This is a genomic window from Acidovorax sp. HMWF018 (assembly GCF_003061035.1).
Taxonomy (GTDB): Bacteria; Pseudomonadota; Gammaproteobacteria; order Burkholderiales; family Burkholderiaceae_C; genus Acidovorax; species Acidovorax delafieldii.
Window position 1 is genome coordinate 6,891 of sequence record NZ_QAIM01000558.1, and the last position, 12,894, is coordinate 19,784.

Consider the following 12,894-nt stretch of genomic DNA (forward strand, 5'->3'; position numbering starts at 1 on the left):
TCACCACGCCCGGTGAACTGGTGGGCGCCGTGCAGCAGGCCATCGCCTCCGAGACAGGCATCACCACCGAACTCTCCACCACCGGTGGTACCAGCGACGGGCGTTTCATTGCGCAGATCTGCCCCCAGGTGATCGAACTGGGCCCGTCCAATGCAACGATCCACAAGATCGACGAGCATGTGGTGGTGGCCGATATCGAGCTGCTCAAGAACATCTACCGCCGCACGCTGGAGAACCTGCATGCACAGGCCCTGGCGGCCCAGGCGGTGGCCGCATGAGCAAGGCACCCAGCCACAACCCACCGGCAGTTGCAGGTGACACCGTTGGCGCCCTGATCGAATGGGGCTCTCAGCAGCTGGAGTCGGCCGGCGTCTCGTTCGGCCATGGCACCACCAATGCGCACGACGAAGCTGCATGGCTCGTGTTGTGGCGCCTGGGCCTCCCGCTGGATAGCGACCTCTCCGACGCACCAGAGTCCATCAAAAACAAGCCGGTAGCGCCCGCAGAAAAAGCGTTGGTTGCTACACTTTTTGAAGAACGCATTGCCAGTCGCAAGCCAGCCGCCTACCTCACGCGCGAGGCCTGGCTTCAGGGCGTGCCGTTCTATGTGGACGAGCGCGCCATCGTGCCGCGCAGCTTCATTGCAGAGCTGCTGGTGGACGGCAGCGTGGACGATTTCCTGAGCGACCGCACCCATCGGGTGCTGGACCTTTGCACGGGCAACGGCAGCCTGGCTGTGCTGGCGGCGATGGCCTGGCCCGAAGTCGAAGTGACCGGTGCCGATATTTCGCCAGACGCCTTGGCCGTGGCACGCATCAATGTGGACAAACATGGGCTGCAGGACCGTATCACCTTGCAGTTGTCCGATGGACTGAGTGCCCTGCCCGGCCCCTGGGACCTGATCCTGTGCAACCCGCCCTACGTCAACGCCGACAGCATGGCCGTGCTACCTAGCGAATACCGCGCAGAGCCCGAACTGGCCCTCGCCGGTGGCAAGGACGGCATGGACTTTGTGCGCCAGCTGTTTGCCGCCGCGCCCGCTTGCATGAGTGAAGACGCCGTGATCATTCTGGAGATCGGCAACGAGCGCGCTTATTTTGAGGCGGCCTTTCCGCAATTGCCGGTTTTCTGGCTCGATACCAGTGCAGGAGAAGACCAGGTTTTGCTGGTCACCCGGCATGCGCTGGCTGCCCAAACCCGGCTCACGGCACAATAGAGCCCTTTACGCCACCTTTGGCAGCTGCAGCGGCTGTGCCGTTGGCAGTTGCGCTGGCCCCCAGAGTTTTCCATGCCACCCGCCTCGTGCGGGTGCGCTTTTTTCTGATTCCCGGATGATCACCCTCAAGAACGTTACCCTGCGCCGAGGCACGAAAGTCGTGCTCGACAGCGTGTCCACCACCATCAACCCTGGCGAAAGCGTCGGGCTTGTGGGCCGCAATGGCGCGGGCAAGTCCAGCCTGTTTGCGCTGCTCAGCGGCAAGCTCCATGAAGATGGCGGGGATTTTCACATCCCGTCGAGCTGGCGGATGGCCGAGGTCGCGCAGAACATGCCCGAGACCGACCAGTCGGCCACCGATTTTGTGCTCGAAGGCGACACGCGTCTGGCCGAGGTGCAACGCCAGTTGGCCGAAGCCGAGGCCAGCGACGATGGGATGGCCATTGCCCATGCCTATTCGGACCTGCATGACGCCGGCGCGCACGATGCCGTGGCGCGTGCCCAGGCGCTGATCCTGGGCCTGGGTTTTCGCGTGAGCGAACTCGACCAGCCCGTCAACAGCTTCTCCGGTGGCTGGCGCATGCGACTGCAACTGGCTCGCGCGCTGATGTGTCCCAGCGACCTCCTGCTGCTGGACGAGCCCACGAATCACTTGGATTTGGACGCCCTGGTCTGGCTCGAAGCCTGGCTCAAGCGCTATGCGGGCACCATGATCGTGATCAGCCACGACCGCGAGTTCCTGGACGCCATCACCAACGTCACCCTGCAAATCCAGCAAGGCGAGTTGAACCGCTACGGCGGCAACTACAGCAAGTTTGAAGAGCTGCGCGCCCAGCAGCTCGAACTGCAACAGGCCAGCTTTGCCAAGCAGCAGGAGAAGATGGCCCACCTGCAGAAATTCATCGACCGCTTCAAGGCCAAGGCCAGCAAGGCCAAGCAGGCGCAAAGCCGGGTCAAGCAACTCGAACGCATGGAGAAAATCGGGCCTGTGCTCGCCGAGGCGGACTTCACTTTCGAGTTCAAGGAACCGGCCAACCTGCCCAACCCGATGCTGGCCATCAGCGACGCCTCGTTCGGCTATGTGGACGACGAGGGTACGCCCACCACCATTCTTACGGGCGTCAACCGTTCGGTGCTGGCGGGGCAGCGCATCGGCATCCTGGGCGCCAACGGTCAGGGCAAATCCACGCTGGTCAAGACCATTGCGCGCACCATGAAAGCACTGGGCGGCAGCATCACCGAGGGCAAGGGCCTGAACATTGGCTACTTTGCCCAGCAGGAACTCGACGTGCTGCGCCCCAGCGAACACCCGCTGGAGCACATGATCCGCTTGGCCAAGGAGCTGGGGCCTGATGCCAAGCAACCCAGCCGGGAGCAGGATCTGCGCAGCTACCTGGGCAGCTTCAACTTCACCGGGGACATGGTCAAGCAGGCCGTTGGCACCATGAGCGGCGGTGAAAAAGCGCGCCTGGTGCTGGCCATGATCGTATGGCAGCGCCCCAACCTGCTGCTGCTGGACGAGCCTACCAACCACCTGGACCTGGCCACCCGCGAGGCCCTGGCGATGGCGCTCAACGACTTCGATGGCACTGTGATGCTGGTCAGCCACGACCGCGCCCTGCTGCGCTCGGTCTGCGAGGACTTCTGGATGGTGGGCCGGGGTGTGGTCGGCCCGTTCGACGGCGACTTGGACGACTATCAACGTTACCTGCTCGAAGAGTCCAAGCGCCTGCGCGAAGAAGCACGCCTTGCCGAGCAGGCGCAGGCCTCACAAGCTCCTGCAGCAGCGCCCGCCGCAACACCGGCACCCGTGGTCACGCTGGCCTCCGTTGCCGCGCCAGCACCGGCTCCCGCTCTGTCCCCTTCGCGTGATGGGCGCGAGCAGCGCAAGCTTGACGCTCAAACGCGCCAGCAGCTGGCCGAAAAGACCCGTCCACTCAAAAAAGAGCTGGAACAGATCGATAAACGCTTGACGGCCCTGAGCGCAGAACGCACCCAATTGGAGCAAAAACTGACGGAAGCCTTGCCTCCTGCAGAGATCGCCGAGTGCGGCCGGCGATTGAAAGCCGGAAATGATGAAACGGAAAAACTGGAAGAGCGTTGGCTGGAAATTTCTTCCGAACTCGAAGAAATTTCCGCGGCCTCGGTGGGCTAGAGATGTAAATTCCTGTAAATTCTTTCCAGAATTTTCCGGACTTTCCATTGATCCATCTCACTTCTACGCTATCAAATATGTAGCTACTTTTAGTGTAAATCTACAGGCTATTGCGGTTGCATTTTTTGCGAAAGGTTGTCAACGGACTGTGGACCGCCCGCGTTGTTGGTACATCACAGGAGTTTTCCACCATGAATACCACCGCAATCTTGTCCGCTTGGCCCGAAGACGAACGCGACCGCAAGCGCGCACCGGCCCGCTTCTAAAGCGCTGCGGCCTTGCCTCTGTTGTGTAGCCACACAGTGCACATCAAGCATAAACCATACCAAGGCATGAGAAATGTGGCCAAATTAGCTCCATATTTCTCACGTGGACCATAGCAAGGTCGGAGTTAACCTCCGCAATTCTTGCAAGTCCCAACAAAAAACCCCGCAGATGCGGGGTTTTTTGTTGGTCCAAAAGGACGGAACAGCCTTTAGCCCATGTGCAGGCCGCCATTGACCGAAAAGTCTGCACCGGTGGCGTATCCGCCCTCTTCCGAGGCCAGCCAGGCAATAATCGATGCAATCTCGCTGGGCTCACCCAGGCGTTTGACAGGCACCGTGGCGACAATCTTTTCCAGAACATCCGGACGGATTGCCTTGACCATGTCAGTGCCGATGTAGCCTGGGCTTACCGTATTGACGGTGACGCCTTTGGTGGCCAGTTCCTGCGCCAGGGCCATCGAGAAGCCATGCATGCCCGCCTTGGCGGCGGAATAGTTGGTTTGCCCCGCCTGACCTTTTTCGCCGTTGACAGAGCTGATGTTGATGATGCGGCCCCAGCCCTTTTCCACCATGTCAGACACCACCTGTTTGGTGACATTGAACATGCTGTTGAGGTTGGTTTCGATCACGGCGTCCCAGTCTTCGCGCGACATCTTGAGGAACATGCGGTCACGCGTGATGCCAGCGTTGTTCACCAGCACGTCAATGGTGCCGTGCTCTGCCTTGGTCTTGCCAAAGGCTTCCACGGTGGAATCCCAATCACCCACGTTACCGACCGACGCATAAAAGGTGTAGCCCAGGGCCTTTTGCTCTGCCAGCCATTTGGCGTGGTCCCGTGTCGGGCCGCAACCAGCGATGACTTTGAATCCTTCCTTGTGCAGGCGCTGGCAAATGGCGGTACCGATGCCTCCCATGCCACCGGTGACATACGCGACTTTCTGGCTCATGTGATTTCTCCTTGTTAGTGATTGGCTCAGGACCCACTCTACCGAAGAAATTGGGCACTGCCGTGAAGGAAAACACTGAAGCCCTTTCCTTTTTGACATATCCACATGCGTCACACAGCTGACGCGAGGCACGCTTAGCGACGCGTCACCGGCGTAGCGCCTGCAGATGCACCAAATGAAGGCAGCGGATTGGCTGCTGTGGACTGCGGAAGCCCGCAAGGACTGGCTTGAAATGCAGGCGCTGTGTTGCGCTAGACGTGCCGTGGCGCCAGCGGCAGGGATTCCCATCCCGGCTTGGCGAACAGGTAACCTTGCTGGTAGCGAACGCCCACCGAACTGAGGTAGGCGGACTCAGCCGAGGTTTCGATGCCCTCCGCCACAATGTCGATGGACAACCGTTGGCAGACCAGCACAATGCCGCACACGATCGCCTGTCGCACGGGGTCCTGATCGATGTTGCGAATCAGCTCCATGTCGATCTTGAGCACATGGGGCTGAAATTGCACCAGCATGTTCAGCCCCGCGTAGCCCGCACCAAAGTCGTCGATGGCCGTAATGAGGCCCTGGCGCCGGTATTCATTGAAGATGGACTTCAGGTGTGCACCATTGCTGACCTGCTCGCCCTCCGTCACCTCGAACATGATCCGGTTGTGCGGAAAATCGAACTCTTCAGCCGCCTCCATGGTGGCGCGGATGCAGGTCTCGGGCCGATACACCGCATTGGGCAGGAAGTTGATGCTCAGTCTGCAGTCTGGCAGGCTGGCGAGCCCCAGGCGCGACGCTAGTTCAATGGCCTTGACGCGGCACGCCTGGTCAAACCGGTAGCGGTTGGTGTCATCCACCCACGACAGCACCGTACCAGCCGACTCGCCATCTGCACCGCGCACCAACGCTTCGTAGGCGAACGGGCGATCCAACTCCAGGTCCATGATGGGCTGGAACGCCATCGTGAAATCGAACGGAAGCTGCGTCTTGTCACGACAGGATTGGCAGCCCACAGGTTCGAAGGGTTGGGCAAAAATGGTCGCTGTCATGGAGAACCATGGTAACGCATCATTACAAAGCTGCAGCCTCGTATTGCTACGAAGACCATAGCCCCAACGCGGCCCCAGCGACTAAAGCACGAAGACCGCCACCGCCTCGGCCAGCCGGTCGGCCTGACCTTTGAGGGTCGCGGCGGCCGCAGCCGATTCCTCCACAAGAGCGGCATTTTGCTGCGTCATCTGATCAAGCTGGCCCACCGACTGATTGACCTGCGCTATGCCCGAGGACTGGTCTCTGGCTGCAGTATGAATCTCACCCATCATCGCGCTCACACGCTGGACCGATCCCACAATTTCGGCCATGGTACGGCCGGCATCATCAGCCAATTGCCCTCCCTGTGACGCCTTTTGCACCGATGCGCCGATCAAGCCAGAGATCTCGCGGGCTGCTCGTGCCGAGCGCTGCGCCAGCCCCCGCACTTCGGTGGCGACTACTGCAAATCCGCGCCCCTGCTCACCGGCACGCGCAGCCTCCACAGCCGCATTGAGGGCAAGGATGTTGGTCTGAAATGCGATGGAGTCAATCACGCCTGTGATGTCAGCAATGCGGGCTGAGCCTTCGTTGATATCACGCATGGTCCGCACCACTTCGCCCACCACGTCCCCACCGCGCCGGGCTACCCCTGCGGCCGACACCGCCAGCGTGTTGGCCTCGGCGGACGCAGCGGCAGTCTGCCCCACGGTGCCTGTCAACTGTTCCATGCTGGCAGACGTGGCTTGCAAACTACCGGCAGCATGTTCGGTGCGTACAGACAGGTCTTGCGCTCCGCTTGCGATTTCTTCGCACGCCACTGCCATGCCGGCTGCGGCCTGCTGCACGGTAGCTACGGTCTGATGCATCCGGTCCAGGGCTTCCTTCAGCGCTCGCCCGCCTGGCGTGTGAACTGACAAGCGTGACATGTCCAACATGATGCGGTCACCGTGCGCCAGCGACGCCGTCAGACGTCGCAGCTCGGAGGATTCTTGAGCCGTCCGGCCCATCTTCACGGCCAGGATGACCTCCAACACCGTCTGGATCACCACGTACAGCGCATGCAACATCACCTGGCCCAGGTCAGGAGCGGTAATGCAGTACAGGCCGACCCCTGCCGCCTGAAGCCGATCAAACACAACATGGTGTACGGCGAACAATGCCGCAGCCCAAACAATGGGCCGCCAGTCCAGATACACCAGTAGCAGCGCCAGCGTCACGAAGACACCGAAATGGAACTCCAGCATGCCGCGAGCCAACTGGATATGCAGTGCAACCAAGCTGACCTGAACAAACGACAACACAAGACGCGATGCCAGCGTGCCCGGAGCCAAAGCATAGGCCACAGCGGCAACCGCACCCAACAGCAAAACTGCCGTCAACGCCAGCATCGAATCCACAAACTGCAAGCCCAGCGCAATGGCTGCCAGCGAACTCAGTCCAATAGCTGCCAAGATGACCCGGTCACCGAGCAAGGCACCTGGGACCGGACCACCCGCACGTTCTGAGAAATCCGCGGGGGGCGCAGAAAAAATGGACATAGAGATCAAAAATTAACCGTTATGCATGAATTGTAAACTATTTGGTAATTTTGTGACTATGCATTTCAATATTCGACTGAACAAAAAAGGGCCGCATGTCAATGCGGCCCTTTTTCTGTCGCCTGCTGCCTCGTCAATCAACAACCAGCCAGGGCAGTCCTGGCCGAGGCTTCGAGGTTAACGCTCCACAGCCAGCGACACGCCCATGCCACCACCGATACACAGCGCGGCCAGGCCCTTCTTCGCGTCACGGCGCTGCATTTCGTGCAAGAGCGTGACCAGAATGCGGCAGCCCGACGCGCCGATGGGGTGGCCGATGGCGATGGCGCCTCCGTTCACGTTGACCTTGGCGGGGTCAATGGCCAGTTCCTTGTTCACAGCGCAGGCCTGTGCAGCGAAGGCTTCGTTCAGCTCGAACAGGTCCACATCGGCGGCGTTCCAGCCTGCGCGCTGCAAGGCCTTGCGCGAGGCCGGCACGGGGCCCATGCCCATGGTGGCAGGGTCCAGGCCGCTGGTGCCAAAAGCGGCGATGCGCGCAAGGGGCTTGAGGCCCAGGGTGGCAGCCTTCTTGGCGCTCATCACCACTACGGCGGCGGCGCCATCGTTCAGGCCCGATGCGTTGCCAGCGGTCACGCTGCCCGCCTTGTCAAAGGCGGGGCGCAGGCCGGCCAGGGCTTCGGCGTTGGTCTTGCGGTTGAGGTACTCGTCGGTGTTGAACAGGATGGGGTCACCCTTCTTCTGCGCCAGGCTCACACCGACGATTTCATCGGCGAACTTGCCAGCATCTTGTGCAGCAGCTGCCTTTTGCTGGCTGGCCAGGGCAAGTGCGTCCTGCATGTCCCGGGTGATGCCGTACTGCTTGGCCACGTTTTCAGCCGTGATGCCCATGTGGTACTGGTTGTACACGTCCCACAAGCCGTCCACGATCATGGTGTCGATCAGCTTCCAGTCGCCCATGCGCTGGCCGTCGCGCGAGTTGGGCAGCACGTGCGGCGCTAGGCTCATGCTCTCCTGGCCGCCGGCCACGACGATCTCGCTGTCGCCCCAGGCCACAGCCTGGGCGGCCAGCATGACCGCCTTCAAACCGGAGCCGCACACCGCGTTGATGGTGAGTGCAGGGGTTTCCTTGGCCACGCCCGCCTTCATGGAGGCCTGACGCGCGGGGTTCTGGCCCACGCCAGCTGCCAGCACCTGGCCCATGATGACTTCGCCGATCTGGTCGGACGAGAGACCTGCGCGCGCGATGGCTTCACGGATCACGATAGCGCCGAGTTCGGTCGCAGGCGTCTTGGCCAGCGAGCCACCAAACTTGCCCACAGCAGTGCGAGCGGCAGAAACGATGACGATGTCTTCCATGGAATGTCCTTGTAGTGGTGAGTGGTGGTTCAGTGATTCTCGCAGCGCCAAAAGTCAGGACTTTTGCGTATCAGGCTTTCTGCTTGACATAGCGGCCGGGCGCGGGCTCGATGGCCTTGAACTTGGTGCCTTTGCCATAGGCCTTGGGCGCGGCAATCTGCTTGCCCGCATGGCTCTTGAGCCAGCCTGACCAGTCGGTCCACCAGCTGCCGGGGTGCTCGGTAGCGCCTTCCAGCCATTGGTCCAGCGTGCCTGGGAACTTGCCGTCGGCGCGGGTCCAGTGGCTGCGCTTGCCTTTGGCGGGTGGGTTGATCACGCCCGCGATGTGGCCTGAGGCGCCCATCACAAAACGCTTATTGCCCGGCAGCACCTGGGTGGACGCATAAGCGGCCGTGGCGGGCACGATGTGGTCTTCGCGCGAGCCGTAGATGTAGACAGGCAGGTCGAGGCCGCCCAGGTCCAGCTTTTCGCCGCACACGGTGAGCTTGCCCGGCTTGACCAGGTTGTTTTCGAGGTAGAAATTGCGCAAGTACCAGGCGTAGAACGGGCCGGGAAGATTGGTGCTGTCGCTGTTCCAGTACAGCAGGTCAAACGGCGGCGGCGTTTCGCCCTTGAGGTAGTTGCCCACCACGTAGTTCCAGACCAGATCGTTGGGCCGCAAGAAGCTGAAGGTGGACGCCAGGTCCTGCCCCTTCATCAGCCCGCCATGGCCCATCTGCATCTCGCGGAACTTGACGAAGGCTTCATCAATGAACACGTCCAGAATGCCCGTGTCGGTGAAGTCAATCAGCGTGGTGAGGAAGGTGGCACTGGCCACGGGCTCGTCGCCGCGCGCTGCCAGCACCGCCAGCGCATTGGACAGGATGGTGCCGCCCACGCAAAAACCCAGCGCGTTGATCTGCTCGGCACCGGTGATGTTCTGCACTACGTCGATGGCGGCCATGGCGCCATCCTCCACGTAGTCGTCCCAGGTCTTGTGGGCCAGGCTGTCATCAGGGTTGCGCCAGCTCACCACGAAGGTGCGGTGGCCTTGTTCCACCGCGTAGCGGATCAGCGAGTTCTCGGGCTGCAGGTCAAGGATATAGAACTTGTTGATGCAGGGCGGCACCAGCAGGAACGGGCGCTCGTACACCTTGGCCGTGAGGGGCTTGTATTCAAGCAGCTGGAACAGCTCGTTTTCGAACACCACAGCGCCTTCGGTGGTGGCCACATTGCGGCCCACCTCGAACAGGCTTTCGTCGGTCATCGACACATGGCCCTGCGTAATGTCGTGCAGCAGGTTCTGCATGCCCTTGGCAATGCTCTCGCCCTTGGTCTCGATGGCTTTCTTCTGCGCTTCGGCATTGAAGGCGAGGAAGTTGCTGGGTGCCATGGCTGCCATCCACTGCTCCACGCCAAATCGGATTCGGGCCTTGGTCTTTTCGTCGGCCTCGACCGCCTCGGCCAGCCCCATCAGGGTGCGGGCATTGAGCAGGTAGGCGGCGGCTGAAAACGCTGCCACAGGGTTGCTGGCCCAGCCCTCACCGGCAAAACGCTTGTCCTTGACCTCGGGGGTGCCCTGCAGGCCCTGCGCCCAGAGGTCCTGCGCTTCTTTGAGGTATTGCTGCTGCAATGCCTGCAGCTTGGTTTGCGACAGCTTCAGGGGTGCGGCGGCGGGTACCTGCGCCCCCAGGTCCAGTTTCTGGAACGATTGCAGCGCCTGCGACCAGCTTTGCCCGAAAATCTGCTGGAACTGCTGGGCGCTCTCGGCCCAGGGTGATTCAGAAGTCATGCTCATTCCTCGATGGTTGGTCGCTCACAGCGGCTGGGGCCTGATTTTTGTTTCGCGGGTTCATTGTTGCCCACCGCCATGGTGCATGGCAACGAATTCAACGCTTTCAGTGCACACAAACCAATGTACCTCATCGTCATCGCCTGGACCTACGTCACTCTCATGATGGCGGTGGCCGAGGCCACCAGTCCGCAGGGCACCGTGCTGGGCGCCATCATCACGTTTGCGCTGTATGGCCTGCTGCCAATGGGCATCCTGGTGTACATCCTGGGCACGCCTTCGCGCAAGCGCAAGATCAAGGAACGGGAGGCGGCCGAACAGGCTGCGTATGACGCGGAGCAGGCTGCGGCCCGCGTGGCCGATGCGGGAGCCGAGCCGGCAGCGTCAGCCGCGCCAGATGCAGGCGGCAAAGCGCCCGCTGCCGCCGAGGGCGGCGCTGTCGCGGCGGTGCGAAAAGAACCTTGAGGCCTGCGTGACAGTGCACCACGGCGGGGTGCTGTCGTTGCCGTAAATGTGCGTGATGCCCATGGCACGCAGCCGCAGCCGGGCCAGCCCTGCGAGATCGCACAGGTACTTGCCCGGTGCGTCGGGACGGGCCACAAAACATGGAGCAGCCGCAGCGCCCAATGCGCCCGGCGCGTCGCAGAACGCTGCACGCACCTCCGCCCCGACCTCGAAAGCCGTGGGGCCAATGCAGGGGCCCAACCAGGCCAGCGTGTGGGCAGCAAGCTCTGCAGGGGCCGGAGAGTCTGGCGTTAACGCTCCGTTTTTGATAGCTACTAAGGCATGATGCAATAGCGCTTCATGGCAAAAATGCTTGAAAACCGCTTCCAACACGCCCTGCCCTGCGTGCCCGGCCAGCCCGCGCCAGCCGGCGTGGGCCGCAGCCACCACTTGGCCTGAGCGGTGGGCCAGCAGCACGGGCAGGCAGTCGGCCACCATGATGGTGCAGACGGCGCCGGGTGCGCTGGTCACGCAGGCGTCGGCCTCTGTGCCGTCGGGGGTGCTCGCATCCAGCAATACAACGCCATCGCCGTGCACCTGGTTCAGGAACACCGCGCGGGCGTCCGGGGTGGTGGATTGCAAGGCGGACTGCAAGGTCTGCCGGTTGGCAGCCACTGCCAGCGGATCGTCGCCCACATGGGTGCCCAGGTTGAACTGGTCGTACGGTGCGCGGCTCACGCCGCCCGGGCGCGTGGTGCACAGCGCATGCACACCGGGCGGTGCCGGCCAGTCGGGCACCAGCCAGTCTGCGTGCCGGCTTGGTACCGACGATGACACAGGCGTCACGCTTCGTTGTCCGGGCAGGCCGAGGGCTGCGCCTGCTGGAATGCAGGCAGTGCCATACAGGCGTCAAACACCCCCATGGTGAGTGGCAGGCCGTCCAGACTGACCTTGAAGCGCTGCGCGTTGAAGATCTGTGGCACCAGGCAGCAGTCGGCCAGCGTGGGCGTATCGCCCCAACACAGCACCGAGGGCGCCATGCCCTGTGCTGCGCGTTCTTGCGCCAGCAGCTCCAGTTGCCGCTCAAACGCCTCCAGACCGCCACGCACCCAGTGGTGGTACCAGGCGTTCTTGGCATCCTCATCCACCTTCAGGTCACGCACCAGGTACTTGAGCACGCGCAGGTTGTTGAGCGGATGGATCTCGCACGCCACCATCTGCGCCAGCGCCCGCACCCGGGCCCGGGCCAGCGGCGTGGCGGGCAGCAGGGCGGGCGTCGGGTGAGTTTCGTCCAGGTATTCGATGATGGCCATGGACTGGGACAGCGCCGTCCCCCCGTCGGTCACCAGCGTGGGCACCAGTGCGTCGCCAATGCGGCGCAGGTACTCGGGGTCCTTGTGTTCGCCCTTGACGAGGTGCACGGGCAGGTAGTCATAGTCCAGGCCCTTGATCTGCAGCGCGATGCGCACGCGGAACGAGGCAGAGGAGCGGAAGTAGTTGTACAGCTGCATGGAAGAACGGTGCCTGTGATGGGGTCTGTGGGGATACGGAACCGGCGCACCGTGGTGCCAGCACGCCGCAGATGGCAAGCCTCTGGGGCCTGAGAGCGCGGGACGTGCCGGTCAGGCGCCCGAAGTGCCTGCCGGGTCCTGGTGGTTGTATACGACTTTGGAGAGCAGCACCATCAGGTCGGCGCTTTCCTGGGCGGTGAGCGGTGCGGTCAGGCGTTCCTGCACTCGCTGGGCGGCGTCGCGCATCTGCAGGGCGGCCACTTCGCCTTCGGGGGTGATCCACAGCAGCTTGCGGCGGCGGTCGCGGGTGTCGGGCTCGCGACGGATCCAGCCGCGCTTTTCCAGGCGCCCGATCACCGAGCCGGACGTGGCTGCATCGAACGCCACGCGGGCCGCCAGGGTGACCTGGTCTTCGCCCGGCTGGGCCAGCAGCTCGTGCAGGATGGCGAACTGCACCGGCGTCACGTCAAATCCGGCCGTCTCTTCCATGAAAAGTGCCACGGTCCGCTGGTGGGCGCGGCGCACCAGGTGGCCCGGCGTATTGTGGAAATCGAAGCTCTTTGCCATGGGCGCGAGTGTAGCGCCCCCCAGCAGAGGGTCTGCGCCCATGGCACACTGCCACACTGCGGCGCACACGGTACTGCGCCCGGTTTTTTGACAGCATTCCCAGAAC

The 12,894-nt window shown here is 62.4% G+C and carries 12 protein-coding genes; 4 read left to right on the forward strand and 8 right to left on the reverse strand.

Going from position 1 to position 12,894, the window contains the following annotated elements; all coding sequences use genetic code 11:
- The 3 genes from DBR23_RS31605 to DBR23_RS23815 form a co-directional block, all read left to right on the forward strand.
- The coding region (locus tag DBR23_RS31605) for a M20/M25/M40 family metallo-hydrolase (RefSeq protein ID WP_233250704.1) at positions 1 to 278 on the forward strand (278 nt) is incomplete at its 5' end.
- Positions 275 to 1,216, forward strand: coding sequence for a 50S ribosomal protein L3 N(5)-glutamine methyltransferase (gene prmB / locus DBR23_RS23810; protein WP_108499782.1), 942 nt, complete (start codon positions 275 to 277; stop codon positions 1,214 to 1,216). The genes DBR23_RS31605 and prmB, both read left to right, overlap by 4 nt.
- Positions 1,217 to 1,331: 115 nt before the next feature.
- Positions 1,332 to 3,371, forward strand: coding sequence for an ABC-F family ATP-binding cassette domain-containing protein (locus tag DBR23_RS23815; RefSeq protein WP_108499783.1), 2,040 nt, complete (start codon positions 1,332 to 1,334; stop codon positions 3,369 to 3,371).
- A gap of 475 nt (positions 3,372 to 3,846) precedes the next feature.
- Here the strand turns inward: DBR23_RS23815 and phbB are convergent, their stop codons facing one another.
- The 5 genes from phbB to DBR23_RS23840 all read right to left on the reverse strand — a co-directional run bounded on the left by phbB (position 3,847) and on the right by DBR23_RS23840 (position 10,266).
- Complete coding sequence (gene phbB / locus DBR23_RS23820) at positions 3,847 to 4,584, reverse strand: acetoacetyl-CoA reductase (protein ID WP_056062618.1); 738 nt, start codon at positions 4,582 to 4,584, stop codon at positions 3,847 to 3,849.
- Between the two features lie 251 nt (positions 4,585 to 4,835).
- A complete protein-coding gene (locus DBR23_RS23825; RefSeq protein WP_108499784.1) occupies positions 4,836 to 5,618 on the reverse strand; it encodes an EAL domain-containing protein in 783 nt (260 codons plus the stop codon).
- Between the two features lie 81 nt (positions 5,619 to 5,699).
- Positions 5,700 to 6,998: a methyl-accepting chemotaxis protein gene (locus DBR23_RS23830; RefSeq protein WP_304466239.1), complete on the reverse strand. Its 1,299-nt coding sequence runs from the start codon at positions 6,996 to 6,998 to the stop codon at positions 5,700 to 5,702.
- Between the two features lie 318 nt (positions 6,999 to 7,316).
- Positions 7,317 to 8,495, reverse strand: a complete 1,179-nt coding sequence (locus DBR23_RS23835; RefSeq protein ID WP_108499786.1) for an acetyl-CoA C-acetyltransferase — start codon at positions 8,493 to 8,495, stop codon at positions 7,317 to 7,319.
- Positions 8,496 to 8,565: 70 nt separating this feature from the next.
- On the reverse strand, positions 8,566 to 10,266 hold the full coding sequence (locus tag DBR23_RS23840; protein ID WP_108499787.1) for an alpha/beta hydrolase: 1,701 nt from the start codon (positions 10,264 to 10,266) through the stop codon (positions 8,566 to 8,568).
- A 123-nt stretch (positions 10,267 to 10,389) separates the two neighbouring features.
- Here DBR23_RS23840 and DBR23_RS23845 point away from each other — a divergent pair, with 123 nt between their 5' ends.
- Positions 10,390 to 10,731, forward strand: a complete 342-nt coding sequence (locus tag DBR23_RS23845) for a hypothetical protein (protein WP_056745193.1) — start codon at positions 10,390 to 10,392, stop codon at positions 10,729 to 10,731.
- Here the strand turns inward: DBR23_RS23845 and DBR23_RS23850 are convergent.
- The 3 genes from DBR23_RS23850 to DBR23_RS23860 all read right to left on the reverse strand — a co-directional run bounded on the left by DBR23_RS23850 (position 10,651) and on the right by DBR23_RS23860 (position 12,788).
- On the reverse strand, positions 10,651 to 11,556 hold the full coding sequence (locus DBR23_RS23850; protein ID WP_108499788.1) for a polyphenol oxidase family protein: 906 nt from the start codon (positions 11,554 to 11,556) through the stop codon (positions 10,651 to 10,653). The genes DBR23_RS23845 and DBR23_RS23850 overlap by 81 nt on opposite strands.
- Positions 11,553 to 12,221: a maleylacetoacetate isomerase gene (maiA, locus tag DBR23_RS23855; protein WP_056062603.1), complete on the reverse strand. Its 669-nt coding sequence runs from the start codon at positions 12,219 to 12,221 to the stop codon at positions 11,553 to 11,555. Before maiA ends, DBR23_RS23850 begins: the two co-directional genes overlap by 4 nt.
- Positions 12,222 to 12,332: 111 nt before the next feature.
- Entirely contained in the window at positions 12,333 to 12,788 is a 456-nt protein-coding gene (locus tag DBR23_RS23860) for a MarR family winged helix-turn-helix transcriptional regulator (RefSeq protein ID WP_043566498.1), read from the reverse strand.
- Positions 12,789 to 12,894 lie beyond the last annotated feature (106 nt).